General features: G+C 34.7%; 13 protein-coding genes. 6 read left to right on the top strand and 7 right to left on the bottom strand.

The window, feature by feature from the left end; translation table 11 throughout:
• Positions 1–25: 25 nt before the first annotated feature.
• A complete protein-coding gene (locus HCX49_RS24965; RefSeq protein WP_168128462.1) occupies positions 26–1,792 on the bottom strand; it encodes an AMP-dependent synthetase/ligase in 1,767 nt (588 codons plus the stop codon).
• 190 nt (positions 1,793–1,982) lie between these two features.
• On the opposite strand from HCX49_RS24965, the gene HCX49_RS24970 reads away from it, so the two are divergent.
• Positions 1,983–2,483, top strand: a complete 501-nt coding sequence (locus HCX49_RS24970) for a hypothetical protein (RefSeq protein WP_132844099.1) — start codon at positions 1,983–1,985, stop codon at positions 2,481–2,483.
• A 56-nt stretch (positions 2,484–2,539) separates the two neighbouring features.
• Here HCX49_RS24970 and HCX49_RS24975 read toward each other — a convergent pair whose 3' ends face one another.
• Positions 2,540–4,273, bottom strand: a complete 1,734-nt coding sequence (locus HCX49_RS24975; RefSeq protein WP_168128463.1) for a M61 family metallopeptidase — start codon at positions 4,271–4,273, stop codon at positions 2,540–2,542.
• 207 nt (positions 4,274–4,480) lie between these two features.
• On the opposite strand from HCX49_RS24975, the gene HCX49_RS24980 reads away from it, so the two are divergent.
• Both HCX49_RS24980 and HCX49_RS24985 read left to right on the top strand, forming a co-directional pair.
• Positions 4,481–5,347: an N-acetylglucosamine kinase gene (locus HCX49_RS24980; protein WP_132772058.1), complete on the top strand. Its 867-nt coding sequence runs from the start codon at positions 4,481–4,483 to the stop codon at positions 5,345–5,347.
• Between the two features lie 9 nt (positions 5,348–5,356).
• A complete protein-coding gene (locus tag HCX49_RS24985; protein ID WP_132772090.1) occupies positions 5,357–5,875 on the top strand; it encodes a glutathione peroxidase in 519 nt (172 codons plus the stop codon).
• 212 nt (positions 5,876–6,087) lie between these two features.
• On the opposite strand, the gene HCX49_RS24990 is transcribed toward HCX49_RS24985, so the two are convergent.
• Entirely contained in the window at positions 6,088–6,672 is a 585-nt protein-coding gene (locus HCX49_RS24990) for a thymidine kinase (protein WP_168128464.1), read from the bottom strand.
• Between the two features lie 239 nt (positions 6,673–6,911).
• Between HCX49_RS24990 and HCX49_RS24995 the strand changes: the two genes are divergently transcribed.
• Positions 6,912–7,955, top strand: coding sequence for a hypothetical protein (locus HCX49_RS24995; protein ID WP_168128465.1), 1,044 nt, complete (start codon positions 6,912–6,914; stop codon positions 7,953–7,955).
• A 31-nt stretch (positions 7,956–7,986) separates the two neighbouring features.
• Here HCX49_RS24995 and HCX49_RS25000 read toward each other — a convergent pair whose 3' ends face one another.
• Positions 7,987–8,613, bottom strand: a complete 627-nt coding sequence (locus tag HCX49_RS25000; RefSeq protein ID WP_168128466.1) for a hypothetical protein — start codon at positions 8,611–8,613, stop codon at positions 7,987–7,989.
• Positions 8,614–8,738: 125 nt separating this feature from the next.
• On the opposite strand from HCX49_RS25000, the gene HCX49_RS25005 reads away from it, so the two are divergent.
• Both HCX49_RS25005 and HCX49_RS25010 read left to right on the top strand, forming a co-directional pair.
• Positions 8,739–9,044 carry a YbaB/EbfC family nucleoid-associated protein gene (locus HCX49_RS25005; RefSeq protein ID WP_045756141.1) on the top strand — a complete coding sequence of 102 codons (306 nt, stop codon included), beginning with the start codon at positions 8,739–8,741 and terminating at the stop codon, positions 9,042–9,044.
• A gap of 4 nt (positions 9,045–9,048) precedes the next feature.
• The gene (locus HCX49_RS25010; RefSeq protein ID WP_132772054.1) at positions 9,049–9,732 is read left to right on the top strand and encodes a metal-dependent hydrolase; all 684 of its coding nucleotides are present in this window, start codon (positions 9,049–9,051) and stop codon (positions 9,730–9,732) included.
• A gap of 32 nt (positions 9,733–9,764) precedes the next feature.
• On the opposite strand, the gene HCX49_RS25015 is transcribed toward HCX49_RS25010, so the two are convergent.
• The 3 genes from HCX49_RS25015 to HCX49_RS25025 form a co-directional block, all read right to left on the bottom strand.
• Complete coding sequence (locus HCX49_RS25015; protein WP_021188686.1) at positions 9,765–10,583, bottom strand: UDP-2,3-diacylglucosamine diphosphatase; 819 nt, start codon at positions 10,581–10,583, stop codon at positions 9,765–9,767.
• 132 nt (positions 10,584–10,715) lie between these two features.
• Positions 10,716–11,570: an N-acetylglucosamine kinase gene (locus tag HCX49_RS25020; RefSeq protein WP_021188685.1), complete on the bottom strand. Its 855-nt coding sequence runs from the start codon at positions 11,568–11,570 to the stop codon at positions 10,716–10,718.
• Between the two features lie 246 nt (positions 11,571–11,816).
• Positions 11,817–13,544, bottom strand: a complete 1,728-nt coding sequence (locus HCX49_RS25025; protein WP_132772053.1) for an MFS transporter — start codon at positions 13,542–13,544, stop codon at positions 11,817–11,819.
• Positions 13,545–13,734 lie beyond the last annotated feature (190 nt).

The raw sequence follows: 13,734 nt of genomic DNA on the forward strand, positions 1-13,734 counted from the left end.
ATTTTTTAGATAGAGGGTATTTTTTCTAATTTTCCTGATAGAGCTTCTCAATTTTCTCATCAAACTCTTTGAGAATGACTTTTCTTTTTAAGCTTAATTTTGGTGTTAACTGACCATCGTTGATGGTCCATTCTTTAGGAAGTAAGATAATTTTTTTGACTTTTTCCCAGTGACCGAATTCTGTAGATAACCTGTCGATTTCTTGATTATATTTTTCGATTACTTTTTGATTTGTAACGATCTCTTCTTTGGAACCTACAGGAATGCCTTTATGTTTCATCCATTTTTCGATTTCTTCAAAAGCGGGAACGATTAAAGCTGATGGAAATTTTCTATTTTCTCCCACGACCATAATTTGTGCAATGAGGGTAGATTCCATTAGTTTTGTTTCAATAGGCTGTGGTGCGATGTACTTGCCACCTGCTGTTTTGAACATTTCTTTTTTGCGGTCTGTAATTTTCAGAAATCCATCAGTCGATATTTCGCCAATATCGCCTGTTTTGAAGAATCCGTTTTCATCAAATGATTCTTTTGTTGCTTCATCATTTTTGTAATAGCCAGAGGTGACACTTGGTCCTTTTACTAAGATCTCTCCATCTTGAGCTATTTTTACTTCTAAATTTTTCAGAGGCCGACCAACTGTTCCGAATTTGATACCCGTGTCAAAAAATGTGTTGACTGCTATAACTGGAGATGTTTCGGTTAGACCATACCCTTCTAATACTTTCATATCAGAAGCCCAGAATACACGCGCTAATCTTTCCTGAAGAGCTGCACCACCAGAAACAATAATTTTTATGTTACCACCAAGGGCTTCTTTCCATTTTGAAAAGATTAATTTTCGAGCAATGGCTAATTGAAAATTGTACCAAGCGCTGTTTTTTGTTGGCTCTTGGTAACGAAGGCCAAGGTTTAATGCCCACATGAACAGTGATTTTTTGATTCCAGTTAAGTCTTTTCCTTTCGCAACGATTTTATCATATACTTTTTCGAGTACCCGCGGTACAGTGGTAAAAAGATCCGGTTTAACTTCGTTGATATCCACAACAACATTGTCCAGTGTTTCACAAAAATAGATCTCTATACCTTTTGAATAATACATGTATACAACCATCCGTTCAAAAATATGACATAAGGGTAAAAAGCTGATCGCTTTTTTAAAATCGGGTCTTATGAGATGGTAGCAGGCGAGTACATTACTTAAAATATTTTTATGGGATAAGTATACTCCTTTCGGTTTACCGGTGGTACCTGATGTGTAGATTAACGTGAGTAGATCATCTTCCTGTATAGCGTCATTGTAAGGCTTTAGATCTGTATCCAATGTGTCACCAATTTGATATAAGGATTCTAGATCTTTATGATGTTCAGTCTTCTCAAAAGTATAGAGCGGAATTGTTAATTGATGATCTTTTAATGCTGTGTCAACACGTGCAGCAAGCTCGGCATTACTGACGAATATCAATTTAGCTTCTGCATCATTGACAATATAGGATAGGTCCTGTGGAGCTAATGTAGGATACAGCGGTACAAGTGCAATACCCAATTGATTACAGGCAAAATCAATGATACTCCATTCAGGACGGTTTCCGGACATCAGCGCAACTCGATCTCCTTTTATTAAGCCGATACTTAGTAGCGCTCTGCTGAGACTATTTATTTTATCAATGAATTCACTGGTCAAGTAGGTTTTCCAACGACCATTTTTATCGCGTCCAGCAATAATCGTTTTATCGGAGAACTCGGATTTATAATTTGTGATGAGGTCAAAAATTCTACTTTGTTGTGCCATAATGAAATATTTAAAATATTTGCTTAATTGGTTTATTACTAAGTATTCAAATACAATCTAATATATGAAAAATGTTTTGATGTACATTTTTTATATTTAAAATTGTTAATAACAATTTAGTATTTGCGTCGTTTAATTATTGATATTAACTTTGAACGAATAAATTGAAAAACAAATAGGCACGTTAAATATGAAAAAATTATCTTGGATCTTTGGAGTGACAGTTGGCTTATTGGGCGTATCGAACGAAGCTTCCGCGCAATTAGATTCAAAAGGGGCAATTGGGGCTCGTTTTGGTTCTGCTCAGGGAATTACCTATAGACATACACTTTCAAATGACCGAGCTTTCGAAGGGCTTTTGAGCATTCAGAGCAACTCAAATTATAGACGTTTTAGAGTCGTTGGATTGTACGAATATTATAGGCCTATATCAGGTGGTTTTAATTGGTATTATGGATTTGGTGGTGGCCTGGGGTCTTATAAGGAAAAAGACAAAACGATTGATGGAAAACGTGTTGAATATGATTCGGAGCTGGCGCTTAGTATTGATGGAATTATAGGGATTGAATATAATATTCCTGAAACTCCTTTCCAGGTTTCTTTGGATGTTAAACCTTATTTTGATTTCTTGCAATCGAGTACTATTAAGCTTATAGATCCAATCGGTTTTTCATTTCGATATAAATTTTAGATATCCTCTAATATAAAAAAAGGTCACTTGATAAATCGAGTGACCTTTTTGCATTTTTATGATAACCAGAATTCTGCTAATTGTTTTTGCTTTTCCGATTGTTCTTTGAGGGGTTGTATACGGAATAATTTTTTATTGGCCGCCCGTATCTCAATTTTCAGTTCTTTTATAATACCATCTCTTGCTATTAAAATATCTAATATATCTCCTTCATTGCTATGCTGCATAAAATAGTCGTATTCTTTATCTTTGAGGTCGAGTCTGATGCCATTGATGGCTATTAATTCATCACGGACATTTAATCCTCCATCCCAAGCTCCCGAACCTCGTTCTACTGCAGTAACGGTTTGAATCCCATCATTTTTTTGATGACTTATTCCAATTCCTAAAGTTTTGCTTTCGGCATTAATGTCTATGATCTCATAACCTACTAGGTTGAAATATGCATTATAGTCAAGTTCACCATTTTCGTGTGCAGCTTTGAAGATATCGGAAACGGATATACCTGTAAATTCTTCTACGAGTCGCTGAAATTCATCTTCTTCAAAACCCCTGTTCTGATCTAAATAGAAATGGTTATATGCTTCTTTTAATACATGATCTAATTTTTTTGTTCCTTTTGAAGCTGCTATAATTTTTAAATCCAGCAACACCGTGAGCATAGCTCCTTTATTATAATAGGATATACTTGAATTAGGTGAATTTTCATCTTGTCTATAATATTTGATCCAGGCATCAAAGCTTGCTTCTGCGGCTGATTGTATGTGATGTCCAGGACGATTCAGTACTGTTGTGAAATCATTTGCTAGTAGATTCAGATATTCTAGTTCTGAGAAGAAACCACATCTTTTGATGATCAGGTTATCGTAGTATGAGGTAAAGCCCTCCATAATCCACAGCCCCGTGGTGTAATTTTCCTGATCATAGTTAAATGGTCCCAATGCTTTGGGACGAAGTCGTTTAACATTCCATAAATGGAAATACTCATGGGCAATTAGGCTGAGGTATGTCTTGTATGATCCTTCATTACTATATGCTGTCCTTGATGCTCCCAGTACGGTCGAATTGAGATGTTCTAATCCTCCCCCTCCGGATTGGTAGTTATGGGTAATGAAGACGTATCTTTTATTGGGGTTAGAACCCCAAATGCGGGTTTCTTCTTCGACTATTTTTTTGACATCGGCACTTAATCGTTCTTTGTCATAAGTACCACCACCTACCATGGCAAATTCATGCTCTACGTTGGAAGCTTGAATGGTCCAAATATCTTGATTACCGACTTCAAAGGGTGAATCGTAAAGAATATCAAAATCGGGTGCATAAAAAGTATGCGTATCGATTTGTTCAAGACCTGTTGAAATACTGCTCCAGTTTTCAGCGGGTCTGATGGTAACAGTTACTGGGCTGTCAATGTTGCCGTCTATATGTAAAAAGGTTGCAGTCGGTACTATAAAGGCATGCTCGTCATTAATAAAATTAGTACGTACGGATGTTTCAAAACCATAGATATGGTAGTTGATAACAATTGAGCTTTTATTTTTGGTAAATATACGCCAAGTATTTTTGCTTATTTTTTCATATTCTACTTGATCTTCAACAGAGAATCGTTCTACTTGTTTAGAATATTCGCGTACTAGGTAGGATCCTGGAGACCAAACGGGCATTTTAACATCAATAAAATCAGACTGAATTTCTTTGATGGACATTTTTACGGCTGCGTAATGTGCTTGAGGCTCACTAAAGGAAACATCAAAATGTATTTTTGACGTATAATTACTTTTTTCAATCATTTTAAAGCGTTAAATAACTGATAGCTATACCAGTTCAAAATTTATTTGTGGTATGCAAAAGTACAAGGTTATGAGGGTTATACAAAATTATTTGACGTAATGTTTTGTAATGGTAGGCCATTTTATTTTATGGCTACATCTTTGGTTAATTTAAACTTGAAAATTTTGTATATTTGATACGCTCGATGTAGCATAATCTTATAATTTATGATTTTAGTCGTTGATAGCGGTTCTTCTAAGTCAGACTGGAAATTAGAGCTTCCAGATAGTCCACCTTTGTCTTTTTCGACAAATGGGCTTAATCCTTTTTTTGTAAACGATAAAGAAATAACCCGAGTAATTAAAGAAATACCTGAGATAATACCTTATGCGAATGAAATAACGGAACTTTATTTCTATGGCGCAGGTTGTATATCTCCAGATCGTAGGGAAATGGTTTCCAATGCGCTGACTCCTTTGTTTGAAAATGCTTTTATTTCGGTTGAGAACGATCTTGTAGGTAGTGCTTTAGCGACTTGTGGTACTAATAAAGGGTATATTGCCACATTGGGTACTGGCTCTGATATTAGTTTTTTTGATGGACAGGAGGTGCAACCCTCTAACCATGGAAATGGATATGTGCTGGGAGATGAGGGATCGGGTGCCTGGTTTGGCAAAAAGTTAATTACATTGTTTCTTTATGGTCGATTGCCTAAGGATCTGTCAGAGAATTTTGCAGAGAATTATCGCATAACAAAGGAGATCGTTATTAAGAATGTGTATCAAAAGGAGAGACCGAATGCTTATTTGGCTTCATTTGCACCATTTTTATCTGCGAATATTACGCATCCGTTTATAGATGAAATTATTCGTTCGGGTTTCGAGGAATATGTACAGACTTGTGTATTAACTTATCAGAATTATCAGGATTACGAGTGTCACTTTGTGGGATCAATTGCTTATTATCTGGATCTGATATTACGTGATGTCTGTAATGGATATAATATTAAAATTGGAAAAATATTGAAATCACCGATCAATGAATTGTTTGATTTTGTGATAGAAAGAGAAAAAAGTTCACTTATTAATTTTTAAAATAACATGATGATTTTATCAACGATTATTGCTTGTTTTTCCATGATATTTGGAAATCCTAGCATTTACGATTATAGTTTTAAAAGTCTCGATGGTAAAGATGTTAAAATGTCGTCTTTTAAAGGGAAGAAAATTTTAATAGTCAATACAGCCTCAAAATGTGGCTTTACTAAACAGTATAAAGATCTGCAAGCATTGTATTCGGAGTATGGAAATGATTTGGTGATCATTGGGTTTCCGGCGAACAATTTTGGGAATCAAGAACCTGGTACGAATGGAGATATTCAGGAATTTTGCGAACAAAACTATGGTGTAGAGTTTTTAATGGCAGAGAAGGTTGAAGTAAAAGGTGATCAGATTGATCCTTTATTTAAATACCTGACTTCGCAAGATAATCCGGATTTCAAAGGTGATATCAAGTGGAACTTTGAAAAGTTTCTAATCGATGAGAACGGAAAGCTGGTTCATCGCTATCGTTCGGCAGTTAATCCACTTGCAGATGAAATTGTCAATTGGGTGAAGAAATAGAAATTGAGAAACCAGGAAGTAAATCTTCTTGGTTTTTTTTGTGAAATTAGATTGTAAAAAAGAAAGTCCACCTTGGGAGGGTGGACTTTAACTAACCAATTATAAACCTAAATTATGAAAAGTATTTTGTAGCTATTACTAGCTGTTATTATCTTGTTATTATAGTTATACAAAGGTAATGCCAAAATATGCCATCATATATTAAGTAAATGTTAATAATTTGTTAAATTATAGTAACATCTCCTGCATCTTGCTTCGTAAGCTTCTTTTTCACCCAAAAGGACTGTTTTTGTATCTGTAGAAGTCCTGAAAGAGTAATTTGCTGGCGCTCCGCATTGCATGCATACGGCATGTACTTTTGTTACATGTTCGGCAATTGCCATTATATGGGGTATAGGACCGAAAGGTTGTGCTTTAAAATCCATATCTAGACCTGCAACTATGACACGAATTCCTTTATTTGCCAAATTGACACATACCTCTGTCAAACCTTCATCAAAAAATTGCGCTTCATCTACACCGACAACCTGAGTATCATTGCTCAGTAATAAAATAGAAGAGGAGTGTTCAACAGGGGTAGATGGTATACTGTTGCTGTCGTGCGAAACAACTAAGCGATCATCATATCTTTTGTCTACTGCTGGTTTGAAAATTTCGACATGGAGTTTAGCATATTGTGCCCGTTTTAGTCTACGGATGAGTTCTTCGGTCTTACCGGAAAACATCGAACCGCATATCACTTCGATACTCCCGTATACTGGGCCCCTTTGTGTGAAATTATGTTCAGAAAAAAGCATTTAAATGAATTAAAATCAATAAATTGAATATTACTTTCAATCAGTATTAAATCTGATTTTTTAAATAAAATAATACTACTTATGTCCTGCTAATATCAGAATTTAATATTAAATTTGAGTCTATAAAAGCTACAATACTTAACAATAAAGTATAAATCAGTAAGTTGAAAATGAAGTTTTATTCCTTTTGTAAAATTTAGTGTTTTACTGGAATTACGAACAATGAAATGTATTAATTTATGGTTACGAAACAAAATTTATTTGATAAAATAGGAGATTTATTGCAGGAGTTGGAAGCGCAATATCTTGCGCTTTCAAAGGATGGCTTTGAAGATAAGAAAACTGATTTAGCTCTTTTTGAAGCTACCGCACAATATATTGCCGCTCAGATTGGTGTTTTAAAAGCACAGAATCTGTTGGGTATAGCTCAGAAAATTGAAAGAGCTGATGAACCTGCGGCTCCAAAAGTAGTGCATGACCGGATAGAAGAGGAGAAAGTTTCTTTTAATAACTACTTTACACCTCCTTCCAATTTGTTTCAAAGTGTTCCTGAAAAGAAAGAAGAACAACCTAATGTGGTAACTGAGGTGGTAGATCAAACAGCTGATATCAGTTTGAATACATCACAGAAAGAAGTTGCCCCTGTCGAAGATTTAAATTTGAAAGAAGAGCCTGCCAAAGAAGAACTTACTCAAGAGGAGGTCATTCCTGAAGCAGAGAAAGTGACTTTTGACAACAGTATCCCTGAGCCTGTGTCTGCTACTACTCAAGAGGATAAACCACGAGATCGTGTAACTCCAACATATGAAAAAGAGGAGGCAAAGCCTCAACAGGTAGCTGTTAATCCGGTGGAACAAGAGAAGCTAGTTGTTAATGAAGTTATTGAAGAATCAAAACAAATCTTGATTGAAGAAGAGATTCGTCCAGATGTGGAGCAAGAGACTCCTTCAAGACCGTTAACGTTAAATGAAATTATTTCACAACAGAAAAAAGCTGGTGTACAAAACCGGGTTTATGAGATGAACAATGCCTCCGGAAATTCGGGGCAGGTTAAAGATATCAAATCGATCATTAATTTGAATGATAAGCTACTGTTTATTAAGGATCTCTTTAATGGGTATAGTTTAGCTTATAGTGAAGCTGTTGAATTATTGAACAGATGTAACGATTATGCGGAAGCGGATGCTTTTCTGCAAACGAATTATGCGGTTAAAAATAGATGGGTTGAAAAACCACAATCGGTTGAAAAGCTGTATTTATTGATTCGTAAAAGATTTGCATAAAAAAAAAGCTGACTTCAAGTCAGCTTTTTTTTTATTGTAATTGAAACTGTATCCAGGTATTTCCCTCTAAGCCGTAAAAAAAATATTTGGGCTGCAGTATTTCCGCTAATGTTTCTAATTCTAAGCAATAGTCAGCTCCCGGAGTTTTTCCAAATTCCTCCTTATTGATTAAAAAAACTTGATTTAGCTTAACGGCATTACTATCAGACCAGTTTGTGTCAGATAATAGTGCGGGAATTTGTGCTATTGTTAATTCTTCTGAATTGATAATAATAACTTTATCTGCTTCCGAAATGGTGTAAGTAGGTATACCACCTGCTATTTTAATACACTCTTGTAAATAGTCACTGGTATTGATTACGGCAGGGTTGAGGCCATCTAAAAGAATTACTTTAGGGCGATCGCTTGCTACAATAAATTTCAATTTATGAATGATGATATGAACTTCATCATCCAAAATTTCTAAAAGCTCTGCGGTTTTTTCATCCTTATTTAATAGTCTTCCTATAGACTCTGTATAATTTATAATATCATGACTCGTGACCAAATTACTGGATAGGGTATAGATTTGCTCTAAAATATCCGTTGGCAACTGCGTTTTGTCTACTTCATATTGATTCAGAATAGCTTCAACTAAAATTTCTTGATTGCTTTGCATGATGCAAATTTACAAATGATGATTTGATTTGCGAATTAAATTGAAAGGTTATTTTGTCATCTATGATTTGAATTCAAATGTGTAAATTGCATTATATTTAGAATTGTTCATTTAGATCATATATTATGTTTGATAAATTATTCCAAGCGCAACAAAAAGCACAAGAAATTAAACAAAGATTAGATAATATTTCTGTTTTTGGAGAAGCTGAAGGTGGATTGATAAAAGTAGTTGCAACTGCTAATAAAGAAATTAAAGAAATTACAATTGATCCGATCTTCTTGAGTAATGCGGATAAAGAGGAACTGGAAGAATTGCTTGTCGTGGCTTTAAATAAAGCGATGGTCCAAGCTGAAAATGTGAGTCAATCTGAGATGTCTGCTGCTAGTCAAGATATGCTTGGTGGTTTAGGAGGCCTATTTAATCAATAGTTTTATGAAAGCGACATATTACGGACAATCTTGTGTTATGTTCAATTTTGATGGACACGAGGTATTAATGGATCCTTTTATCACTTATAATCCCTTGGCAAAGGGTGTAGACGTTAATGCTCTATTACCAGAATATATTTTTTTAAGTCACGGTCATCAGGATCACGTGGCAGATATGGCACAGATTCAAAAAAATAGCCAAGCAACTGTTGCAGCTATTGTAGAGACTGCAGCATGGGTTAGGAAACAAGGAGTTCCGGATGAAAAAGTAATTGAGTTCAATTTAGGAGGTACTATTGTCACTTCTTTTGGGACTGTGAAGATGGTATATGCTATGCATACAAATAGCACTCCTGACGGACAATATGGTGGATTTCCTGTTGGTTTCATTCTGCATTCTGGTAACAAGAAAATTTATTTTGCAGGAGATACAGCGCTTACAATGGAAATGAAGCTTTTGGCAGATCTTGAATTGGATTGGGCATTTTTACCTATCGGTGGACATTATACCATGGATGTTGATGATGCGGTAAAGGCGGCAGAATTTATTAATTGTGATAAAATAGTGGGTGTGCATTACGATACATTTCCCCCTATTACCATTGATAAAGTTAATGCTTCTGAAAAATTCGCAAATTATGGTAAGACACTATACTTACCTGCAATTGGTGAATCAATTGAATTATAACAAATAAGGGGGATGCAAATCCCCCTTATTTGTTATATCGTTACCAGATTTTTTAGATCTTCTAAGGTGAATAGTGGTGTTTCTGTCAGCTTGTTTTTGAGAATGGATTCTTTATAATCTTCGTAATGAAATAATCGCCATTCGCCGTTATGATATTCTAAACTGCTTAAGTTTTCAACCCAATCACCTGAGTTCATGTAAGTCACTGTTCCTTTCCGGGTAATGACTTCTTTGATTTGTGGTTGATGGATGTGTCCACAAATCACATAGTCGTAATTTTTTTCAATAGCTAGTTCAGTGGCTGTTTCTTCAAAATCAGAAATGTATTTGACAGCTTTTTTAACACTGTTTTTTATTTTTTTTGATAATGAATATTTCTCACGCCCCATTTTAAGCAAGATCCAATTGATAATATGGTTTAATTGGATCAGTTTATCGTATCCCCAACCGCCTAATTTTGCTAACCATTTTGAATGATGGATGGAGGCATCAAATACGTCACCATGGAATATCCATGCTTTCTTATTGTTAAGGGATAGTAAGAGTTTGTTGGTTAATTTGATATTGCCAAGTTTTAAATCTGCAAATTTTCGGAGCATTTCATCATGATTACCGGTGATGTAATGCACTTCGGTGCCATTGGCGCTGAGATCGATTATTTTTTTGATAACATGTAAATGCTCGGATGGGAAATAGCTTTTTTTGAATTGCCAAATATCGATTATATCGCCATTTAAAATCAGCATTTTTGGTGCGATCGACTCTAAATAATAGAGTAACTCTTTTGCGTGACTTCCATGTGTTCCGAGATGAATGTCTGATAATACTACGATATCGAGATTTCTTTTCATAACTTCCGTTTTTCAAAAGACGCATTTTATTATGATCTGTATATAAATGCTTTGTTATGAAATTATTAAAAATATAAAGGGTGAAGATACGATCTTCACCCTTTATATTTTTAATACTAAAATAGCTTGAAACTATTTTGACGCTCTATTGATGTGGAATTGAACTAAATCATCGATAGGGGAACGTAATATTTTGCCAACTTTCATGCCGTACTGTACTGCTTTTTCCTCCAAAACATTACGGAAATTATAGCCTACAGAACCGATACAGTTGAATGTATATTCTTGGTAGTTTGGATATTTACTAACTAAGTTTTTGAAAAATGCTTCGAAAGCATCATCTACAATAGCACGTGTATATTCAATATTCACATTGTTGTCGTAAACAAATTTGCTGAAACTTGCGCAGAAACGGTTCGCTAATGGCTTTGTGTAAACGGTATCCATGATTTCATCTGGAGTGATCTTGTAGGTGTCGTAAAATACTTTACGAACATCTTGAGGCATTAAATCACGGATGTAATCTGTTAATAATTTTTTACCGATATAACTTCCGCTACCTTCATCACCTAAGATGTAAGCACATGAGTCGATGTTATAGGTAATGTCATTTCCATCATAAATACAAGAATTGGTACCCGTTCCTAGAATGGCTGCAAAACCTGATTCAGTACCTAATAAAGCTCTTGCGGCAGCTAATAAATCGTGACCAACCTCAACTTGAGCTTGTTGGAAAACTTCTTGGATAGCTTTAATAACGATTTCTGCTTTTTCTTTATTATGAACGCCTGCACCGTAATAGTTAACCTCTTTAATTTCATCAAAAGGTAAATCATTTGGTAAGCCTTTTCTTAAAGAGTTAACGATGTATTCGCTATCTACAAAATATGGGTTATACCCTTCTGTATTGAAGTAAATTTTTTTGTTTGAATCATCCAACAAACACCAGTTTGTTTTCGTTGACCCGCCGTCAGCAATAATAATCATTATTGAGTAGTTTTAATTGAGTTTTTTCGTTTTAAAATTGGATCATTTGAATCCGATTTTCGAAAATACATTTTTTTATTTATAATTTATGTATGATCAAAGCACTAAAATGAAAAATTATTTCATTTACTTTATAGCAATTTGAAAAAAAAGGCCTTAAAATTGTATTTAAGGCCTTTTTTTTAAGATGCTATTAAATTGATTTAATAGTGTATTTTTTACAATTAGTTAGCTTTATCAATAAGCTTAATGTGATCCCTCTGCTTCGACATCATCAATATTAATTCCTTGTTTTTTGAGTACTGATTTTACTGCTATTGCAAAGAATACAATGTAGGCAAAACCTAACAATGGAAGTAGGTAAGAGTTGTGGATACCTATGATATCAGCTAATTTTCCTTGGATAGGGGGAATAACACCACCGCCTAAGATCATCATGACTAAGAATGCTGATCCTTGTGCTGTATATTTTCCAAGTCCTACGATTGAAAGGCTGAAGATTGATGACCACATGATGGAACAAGCTAATCCTCCTGCTAAGAAAGAGTAAATAGCTACTGTACCTGAAGATAATAAACCAACAGTCATAGCGATAATTCCGAATAGACCGAAAACGATTAATGTTCTAGCAGGTTTTTCTTTACTTAGGTAAAATGCTCCGATTTGTATAAGTATACAAACAACATAATAGTATAGGTGTGACATTTCAAAGCCCGCCATTGCATTAACGCCGATAATAATAGAAAATGCGACAAGTGGAACAATGATAAGTAATATGTTTTTAGTTGTTTTAGTTAGGTTGAACGCTGTAATCGCTCCAGCCCAACGACCAATCATCATACTACCCCAATACATAGAAACGTAAGGCGTAATTTGCGATGATTGTAGGCTTCCAAATTCTTTTAATGTAAGTAGTTCGCCTAAGTTACTTCCTATGGCTACTTCAACTCCAACGTATAAAAATAGGGCAATCATACCCAATACTAATTGAGGGTATCTCATAGCTCCCCATCCTTCTGGGTTTTTCTGCGCTTTTACATTTGCAAAAATCAATCCACCAACAACAACAATCAGTGCACCTGCTAACCACAGCATACGTTGTATTTCAAGTGGGTGAGCAATCTCTTTAATCTGAAGTTTTAATTGCTCAATACTTGCTGGATCAACTAAAGATTTTAATTGCGCCTGTAATTGATCTACCTGAATTGCTACTTCACTTTTGTAACTTAAAAATACAGGAGCGAACATGGCAAAAAGCAAGATGGTCATGATAACCAGAGTATTAAGGGCTTTATTAGCTTTTTCCATGGGTTCATTGCTTATTCCTGCAGGCACCTTTTTACTGAAGTAAAACAAACTTGCTGCTAGTAGGAACAATAAACCAACACCTATATATAGGAAAACGACTTTGTCTAAAGGTAAATTAGCAATTTCGGAATCGGATATTTTCTCAAATGTTCCGAATAACGCAAAACCGATAACTAAGGGTCCTATTGTTGTTCCGAAAGAATTGATACCACCGCCTAAATTGACACGTGAAGCACCAGTTTTGGGATCTCCTAATAAAACTGCAAATGGATTTGCAGCGGTCTGTTGTAATGAAAAACCTAAGGCAACGGTGAAAAGTCCAAGTAACATACCGATGTATACATTTACTTCTACTGCCACGATCATTGCTCCCGCACCTAATGCTGAGAATAATAGACCATAGACAATACTTTTTTTATAGCCCCATTTACCAACTAAATCTTTTCCTGAAAATGTGCTGAAAATAAAAAGTAATAATGCACCAAGATAATAAGCGGTGTAAAATGCAAAATCAATCAATTGTGACTGAAATTGGTCTAAGTGAAAGTAGTTTTTACAAAAGGGAATAAATACGCTATTTCCTGCTGCAATAAAACCCCAAAAGAAAAATACAATTATTAATGTATATAAGGCGGGATAATTTGTTTTAATGAGTTTATTTTCCATCTAAATCGTTTGCTTTGTTTTTTTTGCACCGCTAACTTACAAAAAAATATATCATATTTAAATATAATATTGTTGTTAATAACTACGTTTGATTTTTTAGTAAAACGTTTTAACAAGATATGATTTGTTATAAGTATGTTTTTTTTTACAAATAATTTTGAATTGTCAGATTTGTTTTTTTTCTTTGTGC

It is taken from the genome of Sphingobacterium sp. B16(2022), from assembly GCF_012030425.1.
Taxonomy (GTDB): domain Bacteria; phylum Bacteroidota; class Bacteroidia; order Sphingobacteriales; family Sphingobacteriaceae; genus Sphingobacterium; species Sphingobacterium anhuiense.

What these genes read in the sequence shown, in the direction of transcription:
- HCX49_RS25010 (WP_132772054.1), top strand. Translation starts at nt 9,049, where the DNA reads ATGAAAGCGACATATTACGGACAATCTTGTGTTATGTTCAATTTTGAT.
- HCX49_RS24985 (WP_132772090.1), top strand. Translation starts at nt 5,357, where the DNA reads ATGATTTTATCAACGATTATTGCTTGTTTTTCCATGATATTTGGAAAT.
- HCX49_RS24995 (WP_168128465.1), top strand. Translation starts at nt 6,912, where the DNA reads ATGGTTACGAAACAAAATTTATTTGATAAAATAGGAGATTTATTGCAG.
- HCX49_RS25005 (WP_045756141.1), top strand. Translation starts at nt 8,739, where the DNA reads ATGTTTGATAAATTATTCCAAGCGCAACAAAAAGCACAAGAAATTAAA.
- HCX49_RS24990 (WP_168128464.1), bottom strand. Translation starts at nt 6,672, where the DNA reads ATGCTTTTTTCTGAACATAATTTCACACAAAGGGGCCCAGTATACGGG.
- HCX49_RS24980 (WP_132772058.1), top strand. Translation starts at nt 4,481, where the DNA reads ATGATTTTAGTCGTTGATAGCGGTTCTTCTAAGTCAGACTGGAAATTA.
- HCX49_RS25020 (WP_021188685.1), bottom strand. Translation starts at nt 11,570, where the DNA reads ATGATTATTATTGCTGACGGCGGGTCAACGAAAACAAACTGGTGTTTG.
- HCX49_RS24975 (WP_168128463.1), bottom strand. Translation starts at nt 4,273, where the DNA reads ATGATTGAAAAAAGTAATTATACGTCAAAAATACATTTTGATGTTTCC.
- HCX49_RS25000 (WP_168128466.1), bottom strand. Translation starts at nt 8,613, where the DNA reads ATGCAAAGCAATCAAGAAATTTTAGTTGAAGCTATTCTGAATCAATAT.
- HCX49_RS25025 (WP_132772053.1), bottom strand. Translation starts at nt 13,544, where the DNA reads ATGGAAAATAAACTCATTAAAACAAATTATCCCGCCTTATATACATTA.
- HCX49_RS24970 (WP_132844099.1), top strand. Translation starts at nt 1,983, where the DNA reads ATGAAAAAATTATCTTGGATCTTTGGAGTGACAGTTGGCTTATTGGGC.
- HCX49_RS25015 (WP_021188686.1), bottom strand. Translation starts at nt 10,583, where the DNA reads ATGAAAAGAAATCTCGATATCGTAGTATTATCAGACATTCATCTCGGA.
- HCX49_RS24965 (WP_168128462.1), bottom strand. Translation starts at nt 1,792, where the DNA reads ATGGCACAACAAAGTAGAATTTTTGACCTCATCACAAATTATAAATCC.